Below are 15353 nucleotides of genomic sequence, written 5' to 3' on the forward strand. Positions count from 1 at the left end.
GAGATTACTTCGATTGGTATTCTCTTTGTAAGAGACTAAAAATCTCAGCATCAACAAATTTTCCTTTTTCATAAAAGTAATCGCGAAGTACACCTTCCGATTGTAGGCCTACTTTTTCTAGTAATTTTCGCGAAGAAATATTGATCGGATCGATAAAAGCTTCAATGCGATGTAAATTAAAGGATTGGAAGCCAAAGGGAATGATAGCTCGCACAGCTTCAGTCATAATACCAGTTTGCCAAAAATCAGGATGTAATTCATAGCCTATTTCAGCTCTGGAATTTTCAATTGAAAAATTGTGAAATCCACAAGTCCCTATCAGGTGATCTGGTCGCTCTTGTAGCGTAATAGCCCATCGAATTGCATCCTCATTGAAGTAGCGCTCTTGCCAAGCGAGTAACAATTCATGTGCTTCTTGGATCGATTGAAAAGTGGGTAGATCGTAAAACGCTGTGACTTCATCTTTGGAAAAATAATCAAATAGAGCAGGTGCATCAGTAAAATGTAGTGCTCTTAGTAATAAACGATCTGTTTGTAGGGTTGGAAATTCTTTGAAAAACATCAGTTGAGTGGAATTTAGTTACTCGTAAAAAGTAAAAGTAAACAATTATAGCTAAACGAAAAAACGAGTCGAACAGACTCGTCTTTATAACGTAATTTTTATAGCGTAATCTTGTATTTGTTGTGTTGCGATTGAAAATCTTTGGTGATTAAACTTCCAAAATTAGGACGATTAACGGTACTAAGGTCTAGGTCTACTAGTGCTAGGCATTCGTCATTTGACGCTTTAACGATGACGTTTCCATCGGGATCTACAAGTTGACTCTCTCCGCGATATGATTCTAACTCACCTTCAAAATACTCTTGTCCGATGCGGTTGCAACTAATGTAAAAACATTGGTTTTCCAATGCTCGAATTGGTATGATTGTAGGGGTTACAGGACCTCCAAAACAAGAAGAATGACAGATAATCTCTACTTCTTGAAGTTTGAGTAACGAAGTATGTTGCGGAAACCAACAATCAAAACAAACAGATAGTCCAATTTTTGCTTGTTCACTTGCATAAACTACTGCTTGATTTCCAGGTTGAAAAATTCGCTTTTCATAATCAGGAAGGTGAATTTTTCGATACGAAGAAACGAGTCCATTTGCATCTACCAGGATAGCGGTATTATACAAAATTCCGTTGTCAATTTCGGGTATCGTACCCGTAATAAAACCATTGCCTGTTTTTGCTAGAAGTTGAGCTAAAAATTTTACTGTTTTACTATGGTTGAGGTCTTCCACAAAAGGTAGAATCTCTTCTTTCGTATCCATAGCATAGCCTGTGGTAAAAAACTCTGGTAGCACCAGCAAATCAAATTTTTCCTTTTGAATTGCAGCGGCAATATAGTCTAGATTCGCTTGAATGTCGCGCCAAATTACGGCGTATTGAAAAAAACCTACTCGCATAAACTAATGTTCTTTAGCTGTTGTAACTACCGCAAAGGTAAGCAGAATTTTACAAGTGATTACTTGGTCCGAATCTGTCCTGATCGATATAGATCCAGAGCTGCAGTTAAGATTTCTTGAACAATGGCAAAAGGCAAATCTTTTTTAGGGTCAAAAGACAAAGTTTTCATGCGTTTTCTCTTTCCAATTTCCAAAAGAGGGTGTTGGAGTAGATGACCTTCTACCACTAATAAATACGGTACTTGTGGTGCTTTGGTCAATGCTAAAAAGCAAAACATGCGGTTGCGATAGGAAAAACAAGGAGTTCCCCACTTTATAGTTTCCGTTATAAGGGGATCTTGTTGTAAAATAAAGTCTCGTAGCGCTAGCAAACAACTTTGATTGGGTTCCGGTTGTTTAAAATAAAAAGAATCTATTGTATTGAGCATTACTTAGTCGATAAATAAATTTCTACTTCTGCTTGATTAGGATCTTGTGCTTTAGGTCCGTAAACTTCAAAATCAGACGTATAGGCACGTTGTAAATCAGGAGTATTCCAAATCTTGATCCATTCATTTAGTACAATATTGTCCATTAAATTTCCTTGAGCTACAATTTTGGTATACGAACCTGACGGAATAGTATGAGCCACCATGCCTACAGGGATGTTTGCTAGTGTGTGAACTTGATAGCCAATAATAGTGGTATAAGATGCGGTAAAATCACTTTCGTAATCGGTATAAATGGCATAAATATTGTCGTTGACAAGATTGGGAACCTGCATTTTAATTTGTTGGTTGTGGAATTTATTCCACAAGTTCGGAATATCTACAGCAGATTGGTTGTTCTCATTGGTTGTTCTAACGGCAATACCTATAATGAATAGGTCTTTTACGTGTATTTCTTGCATAGTGTATTTCTTAGGATTGATACAAAAATAAGTCTTGATTGTGACAACCCTATGTCAATAGGAAAAGTACAACTTGAAAAGACGGATAGAATCATTTTTGTAAAAAATATAGATTCGTCAATTTAGTGATAAAAATTTGAGAAATAAACAATATGGTTTTTGTTTTAGGATCAATTAATAACTATATCTCACTTATTAGAGTAATGGGAGTAGTGGCTACTCCAAAAAAATGATTAGTTTTGTTGAAAATTCGAGTACTTTTAATTCTAACCTTATATGAATTTATACAATCCTGTATTTCTGGTTATTGACGATCATCCGATGATCTTGACTAGTTATATTCGCTTACTTCGCGAGAATTTTTTAGAAAGTACTTTTTACTCCAGTGAAACAATTCCAAAGGCAATAGAGTATATTGATGAATTGCCGAGCATTGATATGTTGATTATCGATTACAATCTAGCGAAGAACTTTGATGTAAACTTGCGTATATCAGATGGGCAAAAACTTGCTTTGTACGCACAAGAAAAGTTTCCAAAGGCAAAAATTATCATGATAACGGGACATGAAGAGGCGTTACTCATCTACAGTATTCACAAAAAAATACGACCTGATGCCTTGTTGATGAAAGCAGATGTGACAGATGAGTTACTTATCGAAACTATCCGTCAATGTATGATAGGGCAAGTTTTTTACAGTGTTGGAGTAAAAAATGTTTTAAGTCTATTAGCAAAACGCCAATTGATGCAACAAGAACAATACATCGAGATTTTGATGCTATTGGACAAAGGATACAAAGTGCAGGAAATATGCGAGATCGTTTTTAAGAGTCAAAGTACAGTACAACGCATGCTAACTACAATGAAAAAAGAATTTGGAGTGAGTGATTTATCAGAGCTTTTGAAGCAGGTAAAACTCCAAGGATTCATCTAATTTTAAGAAATCAAAGAAAAACTAGGTCAAAAATGAATGTTCAACTTTCATTTTTGTTAAAAGAAAGGACCTAGGTTTTGAAAAATAAACCGATATATCTACTTTAGTCCTCGATAAAATCATACAAAAAAGTTTGTGTTACATTACTTCTTGAATATATCTAGCAATGGAACGTTTAAGTTAGGTTACAAATTTTATGAAAAATGAATATCTATTGATTAATTTAGGTGAATAGGGATTGGTTGTGGGGACATCAATCCCTATTTTATTTTTGATAGGATTACTTCTAATATAGTTCCCTTTGTAGTATTCGAGTTAATGGTGAGTATACCATTCATTTGGTTGACGCGCAACTGAATATTTTTTAATCCAATTCCCTTTTTTACTTCGCTAACTTTAAAACCAATTCCATTGTCTTGAATCTTGATGTGATAGCTTGATGTTGATTCTACAATTGAAATAATAGAACGTGTCGCTTGTGCGTGTTTGATGATGTTTTGCATTGATTCTTGAATAATGCGGTAGATGTTCATTTTTGTTTCGTAATCAAACGTGCTCCAATCGAAATTGCGAGAAATTAGCAGTGTAAATGCATGTTCTTTTGTGGTGTTTTTATTGATTAAGTTTTCTAAGATAGGAGTAAAGCTACCTACAGCAAGTGTTTGGTCTTGTAGGTTGTGTGATATTCTCCTAATTTGTTTTTGGGCCTCTTCGATTTCAGAGCCAATCAATTGTCTGTTTTCAGCATTACACTCGTTAGAGAGCATAAGGCGAATGTTGAACAAGGTATTGATGATACCATCGTGCAATTCTGTGCTGATACGTGTTCTTTCGTCTAAAAGAGTCTTTTTAGCGATTTCTTCTTGTTGGAGAATAAGTTTGTAAATTAGTTCTCGGTCTTGCTGTTGATCTTGTTGAAACAAAAGGCGTTTTTGGATCATCTTTTGTTTGAGTACAATGTAGATTAAAATAGACAACAATACCGCTAGAATCGACAGTATACTAAATAAGGTGACGCGTTGAGATAGCAGTTCGTTTTTAGCTTCAAGTTGAGCAGTTTCGTATTCAATTCGCGCAAATTTTGTTCTATTCTCTATTTGAAGAGTTTTTAAGCTGTCGTTAATTTCATAGTAGCGCTGTGCATATTCTTGTGCATTTTTTTGATCATATAAGCTGAGATAACGCAAATTGGTTAAAGCCGTATTGCGCGCTTTAACTTTTTCAGATGTTTTAAACCCTTTTTTCCAATATTCAACAGCCTTTAGGGTGTCTTTTTGAGCTAAATAAAGTTCCCCAAAACGACTATAGCTTGAAATAAGTCCTTGTGGAATTTGCAAACTATCTCGGATGACAAATGCTTCATGTACTAATTGTTCCGCTGTTTTTAATTGATTGGTTTTAATATAGGTAAGTGCTAAGTTGTTGATCAACATAGCATGAACAAGACTTTTCTTCATGTCAGGAGGGAGCAAAGACAAACCGTCTAGCAAGGTTTCTTCTGCTTTTCCATATTTCTGTATACCATTGTATAAATATCCGATGTTGTTGTAAATGGTAATTTTAGGATACGTTATATCCTGTTTAGATTCCAAAGAGTTGAGTAAGTTAAGCGCTTGCTTGTAGTACAAAATAGCTTCTTCACTTTGCGAGTTTTGATCCAAAATGTTCGCAATGGTCACATAGGCTTCTAATAGTAGTTTGGTATCCTTATAGGGCGCGATTTTTTGTAGGGCAGCAAAGGCCTCTACCTCGGCTTGATTGAATAGTCCCTCTTCATATAAGATGAGGGCCATTGATTTCTGCATGGTACCTACATGTAATGTATCGTTTGCCGCTAAATAAAATCTAGCTGCATAAGAATAGGAAGCATAAGCGCTGTCTAGTTTGACAATATCTTCGTAATAATCTCCCAAGTAGTGATAGGCTTTCGCCATGTCTGCGGTGTCTTTCGCTTTTTGAGCAAGGGAAAGTATATTCTGACTAGTTTTGAAGTAGAGATCGGCTGCTTCGATATTATAAGCTGTTCCAGCTAGTTTAAACAAAAATTCGCGGTATGATTTTGCATTTCCGTCTTCTTGAACGGTTTGAAATATAGAATCGAGCTGTTTGATTTTTTGTTTTTGATCAATCGAAGAATGCTCTAATTGAGTGAGGTAATTAGACAAATCATTGTGTTTTTGCTTGTCGAGCTTTTTGGTGCAAGAGACAAAACAAAAGAAGATAAAAATGACAATGTAAGGAATTACTCTCATAAAACTTTCTTAAGAGAAACAAAGAAAGTTAAAAAAGAATTAATCCCCAATTTATAAGACTACAAAATGAGGATTAATAGCATATACAATTTATTTTTTCTTGTCTTTTAGATTGCCTAAGTCACCATTTTCTAGTGTTTTAGAGGCACTGTTAATCACCTGAATCGGTGTTGATACTGAATCTATTTGAATGTTGATACTCGCATTGTTATCATTTTTTATTTCTTTAGACTCAACGTTGTTCATTTGATATGCACTTCCATTTGCTTCTGTAGGCATGCTATCTGTCGAACATGAAGCTAATAAAAGCAAAGCAAAAACTGAAACGGAGGTAAGGATCGTTTTTTTCATAAGGAATAAATTTAAAAATTAAGTATTTTTAGTTTTTACAATAAAAAAAAGATAACTTGAGCGTATATTTAAGGTTTAGAAATGAAGAACCTTCTTTTTTTATTATAAAATCTCTAGATTGTCTAACAAACATATTTATATTTTTAGACGCCGATGTGCAGAAAAACTGTATTATATGTTAAAAAAAACAAAGTATTTTGAACTTCACTTTATTAGTTGTGGATGATCACCACATGATTGTTGATTGGTATATCCAAGTTTTGCGGAAAGAATTTGAAGCGTTTACACTCTTGCGTGCAACGTCTATTCAGGAGGCTAAAGATCAGGTAGAACAGATTACCCGCTTAGATTTAATTGTTGTCGATTATAATTTAGGGAAAGGGGAGATAGGCGGAGAGGATAAAGATGGGGTTGATTTGGTCCTCTTTATAAAAAAGAAATTTCCTGATGTCAATACCGTTTTAGTTACTGGACATGAAGGTGTTTTAGTTCTTTACGATATTCATAAAAAAATTGTACCTCAAGGCTTATTGTTGAAAACGGATGTAACAGAGATAGTTTTAAAAAATGCAATTCATCAGATTTTAAGAGGCGAGCGTTTTTACAGTTTTCGCGCCAATGAAGCATTAAAAGAAATCTATAAAAAAGAAGCTTTGCTACAAGAACAAAACATTCAGATCTTATTGTTGTTAGACAAAGGCTTTCGTATCAAAGAGATAAGTGAAGCTCTTTTTTTAAGTGAAAGTGCTGTTAATAAGCGAATTGCTGGATTAAAACAGACATTTGATGTTTTGGATAATGGAGGATTGATTAAAAAAGTAAAGGAAGAAGGGTTTATCTAATAGCAATCTTTTTCAATAATTATTTATCATAGGATAAAAAAAATAGGTTTTATAATTATACTTTCGCAAAAAAAATAGAATGAACTGGATTTTATTAATTATCGGAGGTTTTTTTGAAGTAGGATTTACCTTTTGTTTGGGAAAGGCCAATGAAACAAAGGGAACAGAGTCAATGTGGTGGTACGGAGGCTTTTTGTTTGCATTAGTTATGAGTATGGGACTGTTGATGAAAGCTACTCAAACGTTGCCATTGGGGACTGCGTATGCGGTTTGGACAGGAATAGGAGCAGTAGGAACTGTTCTGGTTGGAATTTTTGTTTTTAAGGATCCCTCTACTTTTTGGCGCTTGTTCTTTATTGCTACTTTAATAGGTTCTATTATTGGATTAAAAGTGGTTTCTGCTACTTAACGAATTAGAGTGCTTTACGGCTTATCATTGCAATTATTTCTTTTTTTATTTATATTTGGTTCATTAAAATAAATAAAAGATTTAAAAATTGCAAAAATGAAAAAAATTAAATTTTTAACGGTTGGGTTAATGGCTTTAGCTTTAACAGCTTGTAATGAGAAGAAGAGCACTGAAAAGGCACCCGAAACTGTGGAAGAACCTGTGGTAGAGACAGCAGTAATAACTAAAGCAAAGTTGTTCGGAAGTTGGGAGCTGATTGCAATTCACACAGAGGAAACAACAGATAAAAAAATAGAAGATTTATTTCCAGGGAAAAGACCAACCTTGAGCTTTGAAGGAAATTTAATGGTTCACGGAAATGATGGATGTAACAATCTAAATGTAGAATACGAAATTAAAGAGAACAACGGAATTGTTATTGGAGATAAATTAGCTTCGACGCGTATGTTCTGTGATGGAGTTTCTGACTTTGCTTTTACAAAAGGATTGACTGAAGTAACGAATTACGAAATTACCGAGAGTGCTTTAATCTTTAAAAAAGGAGATCAAGTGGTAATGGAGTTTAAACAAATATCACCGGATATTCAACCAGAAGTGAAATAAAATAAAATTTGAAATACAAAAAAAGCGACGTTTCTTATCGTCGCTTTTTTTGTGCTTTTTATTTGGTATAGCCAAAGAGTTCTTTTTCTTTAATCATTGTTGCAATTCCCGGAGGAAGTTTGTTTTCCCATCCTTCTTCTTTGCATTGTAAGGCACGGAGAACATCGCGTGAAAAAATGTCTAAATTACTTAATTCGTAATTTTCAATATCGATGATTTGATTGTTCTTTTTAAAGAATTTGTACAATTCTTTAATGTGTAAATCAACTTTTAGATTCGTAGAATTGATGATGTTTCCATCTGTATCTCGCATCGGATAGAGGTATATTCTCATCTGATTGCGGAATAATTTTCCTAGTGCTTCTAAAATTCCACCTGTTAAGTTCGCATAGTATTTTTCTTCAAAAATATTAAGCAAACTACTAACACCCATTGACAGTGCTATTTTTTCTGTCGTATATCTTGAGAAATAAGCCGTTAGTTTATAGTATTCTTGAAAGTTTGAGATCATTACGGTCTGACCTAATGAACACAACAAATCTGCACGGTGTAAGAAGTCATTTTCGTCTAGATCTCCTTCCATCAATAAATTGGATAAAGTGATTTCGAAAATAACGATGGTATCTTGACGAAGCAATTGGTTTTCACTAATAAAAGAATCCAATGCCTTTTTGTACATATTCATGTTTACTAAAGTAACAGGACGGAAACTTCCGCGCAAGGCCAGAATATTTTTTCGGTACAATTCGTTGGCAGCCAATCTACTTTGTCCGTCAGGACCAAACATAACCGCTTCGGTCATTCCGTTCTTTACCAAGAGTAAACTCATCAAGCGGTTGTCAATATGGGCAAATAAGTGCCCCGTAAAACTGATACTGTCAATTTCTATTTGATCGCGATCTAAGTGATCATAAAGACAACTGATTAGCTTTTTAGGTTCATGGTGTTGGTAATACGCCCCATAAATAAGGTTTACGCCCAAGATACCCAAAGTTTCCTGTTGAAGTTTAGAATCAGTTTCTTTAAATTGAATATGAAGGATTATTTTACTGTAAGGTTCATTCGGTGCTGTTTGAAAGATGATTCCCACCCAACCGTGTCCTTTGTTCTTTTTGGCATAGTCAATGGTTGCTACTGTATTAGCATAACTAAAAAAAGTTTTAGTTGGATTTTCAGCACGGGGAATACGATCCTCAATTTTCTTGGTTTCATAGTCCAACATCTTGTTCAAACGACTTTCAGTTACATAACGTCCGTCGTCTTCTACACTATAAATGGCATCGCTAAAAGATTTGTCATAAGCCGACATGGCTTTGGCAACTGTTCGAGATGAGCCGCCTGCTCTAAAGAAATGACGCACGGTTTCTTGACCTGCACCGATTTCAGCAAATGTTCCGTAAATATTATGGTTGAGGTTTATGCGGAGTGCCTTATCCGAAATAGCAGGTTGATGTTCTATAATTCGATCCCCTTCTAATACTAAATCTTCTGCAAAATGTTCCATTTATTAGCTTTTGAAACAAAGTAACAAATTCTATACAACAAAAAAAAAGATAAAGTGTACTTTTGTATAAAAAGGAATAGGTTTTGGAAATACGATTTTTAGGAACAGGTACTTCTCAAGGAGTTCCTGTAATAGCGGTGGATCACCCAGTAGGTAAGAGTTTGGATAAACGCGATCATCGATTGCGTACCTCTGCTTTGATTACGTGGGATGATTTAACCCTTTTGATTGACTGTGGTCCTGATTTTAGACAGCAAATGTTACAGGCTGAATGCTCGTATCTAGACGGGATTTTGTTTACGCATGAACACGCAGATCACATTGCAGGATTAGATGAAATACGCCCTTTAACTTTTTTATATGGACCTATGCCTCTTTATGCATCAGAACGTGTAATGAACGCGCTAGAAAGAAGATATGAATATATCTTTACGACAGAAAATCGCTATCCTGGGGCACCTAGTGTACAGCCAACTATCATTAGTGAAAATGAAACCTTCTATATCAAAGGCAAACCAATTATTCCTCTTGCTATTCAACATGGAGACTTACCTATTCTGGGTTTTCGATTAGGAGATTTAGTGTATATAACGGATGCAAAGTTTATAGAGGAAAAAGAAATCGAAAAAATAAAAGGCTGTAGCGTTTTGGTTGTAAATGCCTTGCGAATCAAAGAACATCCCACTCATTTTAATCTAGAGGAGGCATTGGCGTTTATCGAAAAAATCAATCCTCGTCAAGCCTATCTAATTCATATTTCTCAAGATCTAGGTTTTTGCGAAGAAATCGAAAAGATATTGCCAAAAAATGTATCTTTGGCTTACGATGAACAACAAATAAAACTACCATAAACATGAGACATAAAGTCTTTTTTTACCTTTTTGTATTTTCAATCTTAATCATAGCCTTGTTGTACAATACAAATCGTAATATGATGAAGTCTGAAGAAAAGAAAATCGAAATAGCCCACAAGCGCATTGCAATTGTGCGAGATTCTTTGAAATTAGCTTCTAAAGAATTAAACGATGCGAAATACTTCACGTTAGATTACAATAACGATGCACAAGAGTATTTCAATTTTCAAACTCTTGATCAGGATGTTGACAAAATCCGCGAAGAAATTTTAGCACTTAACCACCTTGAAACAGGTAATCCCCTAGTACCTTATGGTGCAATGAACGGACAAAAGTGTATTATTAATAAAGTTCAGTTTATTAATCATCGATGGATTATTGCTGATTTTTACTCTGGAGAAGTTCACGGAGAAGTATTGATTAAATACTTTTACGATCCAGCAAAACCAACTAATTTTTCAACTATAGAAACTGTTTTGTATTCAACACACTAAAAAAATAATAGGATGAGAAAAATTGGACTGGTATTAGGAGTACTCTTAGCTGTTAGTTTAGTTTCTTGTGATTTTATTTTAAAGGATAATAAGCATAAATCTGAACGAGATAAAACAGTTGCAACTGATGGAGGAACCACAGTAATAGGAGATGAGGACGGGTATGGATGCGCTTATTCTGCGGGTTATCGCTATAGTTACTTACTTACAGATTGCGTCCGCGTTTTTGAAGTAGGATTTCGTCTTAATCCCATTGAAGATGAAGGAAGCCAAGAGAATGATTTGGAAAATAACGAAGTAAGTTGCTTTGCACTCTTTTCGAAAGATGGCAAAGAAGCTGAAATTTTCTTGCCACAACAAGAAAAGAGTATTGTGCTTGAAAGCGATAAAACAAAAACAATCTACCTCAAAGACGGATGGCAATTGAATGTAGAAAAAGGAATGGTGCTTAAATTTAAAGATGAAATTAAGTTTACTGCAGCTAAAACAATTGATCTTCAGTTGATTAATTCAGATCAGGCAATCGAAGGAGAAGAAGAGCTTTTTTAAGTGAATAACGGTTAACAGCAGATTTAACTAGAATAGAGTATATACTCGCTTTAAAAAGAAATCTCATTGTACTTCACCTTATAACCAACTTTCGGCGTCATTGACAATGTATTGTAGGTCATTTAAAAACTCAGAGGTGTGATAACCATCAGCTATCGCATGATTGACATAGATAGACAGTGGAATCAGTGTTTTTTCTTGTTCTTGGTAAAATTTACCAAATCGAATAATGGGTTTTAAAAAATCAGAATCATGTGAAGTATCTTGGCTAATGCTTTCGAAGCTGATCCAAGGAACACAAGATATAGGAACAAAATTAGAAGGGAGTCCAGGTTTTACCTTGATTCCCTTTACATTTTTATAGCGTTCGATATCGTTTAGAATGTTTTGATGAAAGATGTTGAAATTGGGGTGATAGTCACTCCAAAGATCCGAGAAGGTTTTATCATCTTCATGAAAGAGTGTAAACTGGGGAGATAGATAATCCCATGTACCTAATTGGCCTTCGTGTATACAAGTTCGAAGCGCTTCACTATTGTTTAAGGCTCGCATAATGGCATAGAGAAAACACGGAAAGAATTTGTATTCATTCCTTTTGTATAGACCGATGAGGATTGTAATATCAATTTTAATACTAACCGTATATTTCGTTTTTAGAACATTGCGGTAGTAGTCGTAATAAGGGGTTCGATTCCATGTTTCTCGATCGATAGGAGTGAACGTAGGAAGTTGTGACATCGTTTATTTTGTGTAAAAAGGTTGATCCTCTTTGTAGAAGAAGTCACTGAAATTACCGTTGGGCTCCAAGCGAATAATGTCAATATACTCTTCTTTCTTCAGATGAGGTTTGCATAAGTTAGAGATTACATCCGCAATTTCTTTAAATTCAGCACCGTTTTTTACTGCGCATTCTACTGCAAAAATATAGTGCGGTTTTTTGTCAATACGCTCATTAAAGGTCCATCCTAAATAAGCAGAAGAAACTGTAGCAATAGAGGCGAAAGTCTTTTTTAAGTCCTCTAATAAAGCGGTAGGTTCTACTTCTGGTTTGCCAATGAGTACCTGCATGTGAATATGAGCAACATCGTCTTGGATAAAGTTGAAAATAGATCCATTTAGCATGTCTGCTACTTCATTGGGAACAAGTTCTTTGTATACTTTAGAAAAAGGATTAACAACAATAGTATGTCCCATTGCTAATTCTAAAAAGGCTCTTCCGTTTACTTTCATGTAGTTCATCTCATCTTGGATCGCTCCTTGATCATAGATGTGCTTTGGCTCGGTAAAAACAGGGATTTGTTGATTTTCAAAAGTAATAATAGGCGCATTGGCGTTGAAACTATTGGCTTCCTTGTTGGCATTATAGCCTTCTTTTACCAAAACATAAATGTCGTTTTTTAAAAATTTTTCGTAAAAAACAGTGCGATATTCTTTTATTGTCCCTGCTTTTTCTATAATATCTGCTAAAGGTAAGCTTTTATTGATCTTTACCTGTGTTGATTGAGTCATAGTACCTAATTTGTCTTTGCTCCTCAAACTTACAATTAATTCTACTTTAAATACTTTAAAATAATCTTAAAGATTGTATGGGGGTGTTTCAAGTAGGTATATAGTTTTGACTCAGCTATAGAATCTCAGCTGTTTTAAATTTTCATTTTGTTTTTGAGAATTTATTGCTTTCTTCTATCTTTGGAGCACTATGAAACCAACAGTAAAAATTATAGAATGTCCTCGCGATGCGATGCAAGGCATTAAAATGTTTATACCGACAGAAAAAAAAGTACAGTACTTACAGGCTTTATTGCGTGTAGGGTTTGATACAATTGATTTCGGAAGTTTTGTGTCGGCAAAAGCCATTCCTCAAATGCAAGATACTGCTGAGGTGTTAGCTCAATTAGATTTGAGTAAGACACAGAGTAAGCTATTGGCAATTATCGCTAATACAAGAGGTGCTGAAGAGGCAGCGGAACACCGTGAGATTCAATATTTAGGTTTTCCTTTTTCTATTTCTGAGAATTTTCAGATGCGAAATACACATAAAACCATTGCGGAGTCTTTGGTGACACTACAAGAGATATTAGAAATTGCCAATAAAACGGATAAAGAGGTTGTGGCCTATCTTTCAATGGGCTTTGGTAATCCTTATGGGGATCCATGGAATGTGGATATCGTAGGGGAATGGACAGAGCGCTTGGCCAAGATGGGAGTAAAGATTCTCTCTCTATCAGATACGGTTGGGAGTTCTACTCCAGAAGTGATCGATTATTTGTATAGCAATTTAATTCCCGCTTATCCAGAAATTGAATTTGGAGCACATTTACACACAACACCAGACTCGTGGTTTGAGAAGATTGATGCAGCGTATAAAGCAGGTTGTTTGCGTTATGATGGAGCAATTAAAGGGTATGGAGGATGTCCGATGGCAAAAGATGATTTGACTGGAAATATGCCAACTGAAAAGATGTTGAGTTACTTCACTGCAAATAAGATAGATACTAATTTAAGTGCGATGTCTTTTGAAAGCGCGTATAACGAAGCGTTAAAAGTTTTTAATTTTTACCACTAGGATTTTTTTAGCTGAATAAAAAAAACTAAATTTGCGTGCAATTCAACTACAATTGCACATGAAAGCACACACAACCAAAATCATCGGTCAAGGATTAACTTACGATGATGTTCTTTTAGTTCCAAATTATTCGGAAGTTTTACCACGCGAGGTAAGTTTAAAAACAAATTTTTCAAGAAATATTACGCTTAATGTTCCAATTGTATCTGCGGCGATGGATACGGTAACAGAAAGCGAAATGGCTATTGCTATTGCTCGAGAAGGAGGAATTGGAGTAATCCATAAAAATATGACCATTGAAGAGCAAGCGAAGGAAGTTCGAAAAGTGAAGCGCGCAGAATCAGGAATGATTATCGATCCTGTAACGCTACCTTTGACAGCAACAGTAGGGGATGCAAAAAAAGCTATGGCAGAGTATAGTATTGGAGGAATTCCGGTGGTAGATGAACATGGCGTTTTAAAAGGTATTATCACGAACAGAGATATGCGTTTTGAAAAGGAAAATGCAAAACCTATTACAGAGGTAATGACAAAAGAAAATCTTGTAACTGCTGCGGAAGGAACGACATTAGAGCAAGCAGAAGGTATTTTACAAGAAAATAAAATTGAGAAATTACCTGTAGTCAATACAGATTATAAATTGGTGGGGTTAATTACATTTAGAGATATCACTAAATTGACATTAAAACCCAATGCAAATAAAGATCAATTTGGTCGTTTACGCGTTGCAGCGGCTTTAGGTGTTACAGCGGATACGGTAGAGCGTGCAACAGCTTTAGTAAAAGCAGGTGTTGACGCTTTAATTATCGATACTGCTCACGGACATTCACAAGGTGTTGTAGGTGCATTGAAATCAGTTAAACAAGCTTTCCCGGAAATTGATGTAGTTGTAGGTAATATTGCTACGCCAGAAGCTGCTTTATACTTAGTAGAAGCAGGTGCTGATGCTGTAAAAGTAGGAATTGGTCCTGGATCAATTTGTACTACACGTGTTGTAGCAGGTGTTGGATTTCCTCAATTTTCTGCAATAATGGAAGTTGCAGCTGCATTAAAAGGAACAGGTGTTCCTGTTATCGGAGATGGTGGTTTACGCTATACAGGTGATATCCCTAAGGCTATCGGAGCGGGTGCTGACTGTGTTATGTTAGGATCGATGCTTGCTGGTACCAAAGAATCTCCAGGGGAAACAATTATCTTTGAAGGAAGAAAATTCAAGGCATATCGCGGAATGGGATCTGTAGCTGCAATGAAGCAAGGGTCTAAAGATCGTTATTTCCAAGATGTAGAGGATGATGTGAAAAAATTAGTTCCAGAAGGAATTGAAGGTCGCGTTCCATACAAAGGAGAATTAAACGAAAGTATGTTACAATTTATCGGTGGTTTACGTGCAGGTATGGGGTACTGTGGTGCAAAAGATATTCCGACGCTACAAGAAGTAGCTCGTTTTGTGCAATTGACTGCTTCAGGTATTGGAGAAAGCCACCCGCATAATATTACTATTACAAAATCAGCTCCGAATTATTCAAGATAATTTTTCGGATTTACTAAATATAAAAAGCTATAACGCTCTGTTATAGCTTTTTTGTGTGCAATAGAAAAACGCCTTTACTTTTGTAAAGGCGTTTTTTTTTGTCTTTTTTTTGTTGTTGGAGATT

General features: G+C 35.3%; 18 protein-coding genes. 9 read left to right on the forward strand and 9 right to left on the reverse strand.

Annotated features, from left to right (window positions below):
- Positions 1-4: 4 nt before the first annotated feature.
- The 4 genes from H4K33_RS06210 to H4K33_RS06225 form a co-directional block, all read right to left on the reverse strand.
- Positions 5-562, reverse strand: a complete 558-nt coding sequence (locus H4K33_RS06210) for a GNAT family N-acetyltransferase (protein WP_182647598.1) — start codon at positions 560-562, stop codon at positions 5-7.
- 98 nt (positions 563-660) lie between these two features.
- Positions 661-1452: a carbon-nitrogen hydrolase family protein gene (locus H4K33_RS06215; protein ID WP_182647599.1), complete on the reverse strand. Its 792-nt coding sequence runs from the start codon at positions 1450-1452 to the stop codon at positions 661-663.
- A 59-nt stretch (positions 1453-1511) separates the two neighbouring features.
- Positions 1512-1880, reverse strand: a complete 369-nt coding sequence (locus H4K33_RS06220; protein WP_182647600.1) for a DUF1801 domain-containing protein — start codon at positions 1878-1880, stop codon at positions 1512-1514.
- Positions 1880-2341: a GyrI-like domain-containing protein gene (locus tag H4K33_RS06225; protein ID WP_182647601.1), complete on the reverse strand. Its 462-nt coding sequence runs from the start codon at positions 2339-2341 to the stop codon at positions 1880-1882. Before H4K33_RS06225 ends, H4K33_RS06220 begins: the two co-directional genes overlap by 1 nt.
- 276 nt (positions 2342-2617) lie before the next feature.
- Between H4K33_RS06225 and H4K33_RS06230 the strand changes: the two genes are divergently transcribed.
- Entirely contained in the window at positions 2618-3274 is a 657-nt protein-coding gene (locus tag H4K33_RS06230) for a response regulator transcription factor (protein WP_182647602.1), read from the forward strand.
- Between the two features lie 260 nt (positions 3275-3534).
- On the opposite strand, the gene H4K33_RS06235 is transcribed toward H4K33_RS06230, so the two are convergent.
- Positions 3535-5526 carry an ATP-binding protein gene (locus H4K33_RS06235; RefSeq protein ID WP_182647603.1) on the reverse strand — a complete coding sequence of 664 codons (1992 nt, stop codon included), beginning with the start codon at positions 5524-5526 and terminating at the stop codon, positions 3535-3537.
- Between the two features lie 90 nt (positions 5527-5616).
- The gene (locus H4K33_RS06240) at positions 5617-5877 is read right to left on the reverse strand and encodes a hypothetical protein (protein ID WP_182647604.1); all 261 of its coding nucleotides are present in this window, start codon (positions 5875-5877) and stop codon (positions 5617-5619) included.
- Positions 5878-6074: 197 nt separating this feature from the next.
- Here H4K33_RS06240 and H4K33_RS06245 point away from each other — a divergent pair, with 197 nt between their 5' ends.
- The 3 genes from H4K33_RS06245 (at position 6075) to H4K33_RS06255 (ending at position 7731) form a co-directional block, all read left to right on the forward strand.
- On the forward strand, positions 6075-6719 hold the full coding sequence (locus H4K33_RS06245; RefSeq protein WP_182647605.1) for a response regulator: 645 nt from the start codon (positions 6075-6077) through the stop codon (positions 6717-6719).
- Positions 6720-6798: 79 nt separating this feature from the next.
- On the forward strand, positions 6799-7128 hold the full coding sequence (locus H4K33_RS06250) for a multidrug efflux SMR transporter (protein ID WP_182647606.1): 330 nt from the start codon (positions 6799-6801) through the stop codon (positions 7126-7128).
- Positions 7129-7224: 96 nt separating this feature from the next.
- Positions 7225-7731: an META domain-containing protein gene (locus H4K33_RS06255; protein WP_220485295.1), complete on the forward strand. Its 507-nt coding sequence runs from the start codon at positions 7225-7227 to the stop codon at positions 7729-7731.
- A gap of 58 nt (positions 7732-7789) precedes the next feature.
- Here the strand turns inward: H4K33_RS06255 and H4K33_RS06260 are convergent, their stop codons facing one another.
- A complete protein-coding gene (locus tag H4K33_RS06260; RefSeq protein ID WP_182647607.1) occupies positions 7790-9235 on the reverse strand; it encodes a TonB-dependent receptor in 1446 nt (481 codons plus the stop codon).
- Between the two features lie 83 nt (positions 9236-9318).
- Between H4K33_RS06260 and H4K33_RS06265 the strand changes: the two genes are divergently transcribed.
- The 3 genes from H4K33_RS06265 (at position 9319) to H4K33_RS06275 (ending at position 11132) form a co-directional block, all read left to right on the forward strand.
- Positions 9319-10086: an MBL fold metallo-hydrolase gene (locus H4K33_RS06265; RefSeq protein WP_182647608.1), complete on the forward strand. Its 768-nt coding sequence runs from the start codon at positions 9319-9321 to the stop codon at positions 10084-10086.
- An 80-nt stretch (positions 10087-10166) separates the two neighbouring features.
- Complete coding sequence (locus H4K33_RS06270; protein ID WP_255493584.1) at positions 10167-10583, forward strand: hydrolase; 417 nt, start codon at positions 10167-10169, stop codon at positions 10581-10583.
- Between the two features lie 12 nt (positions 10584-10595).
- Positions 10596-11132, forward strand: a complete 537-nt coding sequence (locus H4K33_RS06275; RefSeq protein WP_182647610.1) for a hypothetical protein — start codon at positions 10596-10598, stop codon at positions 11130-11132.
- Between the two features lie 78 nt (positions 11133-11210).
- Here H4K33_RS06275 and H4K33_RS06280 read toward each other — a convergent pair whose 3' ends face one another.
- Together H4K33_RS06280 and H4K33_RS06285 are read right to left on the reverse strand one after the other, a co-directional pair.
- Positions 11211-11870 (reverse strand): chloramphenicol acetyltransferase, encoded by a 660-nt coding sequence (locus tag H4K33_RS06280; protein ID WP_182647611.1) that lies wholly within the window; start codon positions 11868-11870, stop codon positions 11211-11213.
- Positions 11871-11873: 3 nt separating this feature from the next.
- A complete protein-coding gene (locus H4K33_RS06285) occupies positions 11874-12641 on the reverse strand; it encodes an enhanced serine sensitivity protein SseB (RefSeq protein ID WP_182647612.1) in 768 nt (255 codons plus the stop codon).
- A gap of 190 nt (positions 12642-12831) precedes the next feature.
- On the opposite strand from H4K33_RS06285, the gene H4K33_RS06290 reads away from it, so the two are divergent.
- Positions 12832-13698 carry a hydroxymethylglutaryl-CoA lyase gene (locus tag H4K33_RS06290; protein WP_182647613.1) on the forward strand — a complete coding sequence of 289 codons (867 nt, stop codon included), beginning with the start codon at positions 12832-12834 and terminating at the stop codon, positions 13696-13698.
- Positions 13699-13756: 58 nt separating this feature from the next.
- A complete protein-coding gene (gene guaB, locus H4K33_RS06295) occupies positions 13757-15229 on the forward strand; it encodes an IMP dehydrogenase (protein WP_182647614.1) in 1473 nt (490 codons plus the stop codon).
- The last annotated feature ends 124 nt before the right edge of the window (positions 15230-15353 follow it).

The organism is Myroides sp. WP-1, assembly GCF_014145635.1.
In the GTDB taxonomy this organism is placed as follows: Bacteria; Bacteroidota; Bacteroidia; order Flavobacteriales; family Flavobacteriaceae; genus Flavobacterium.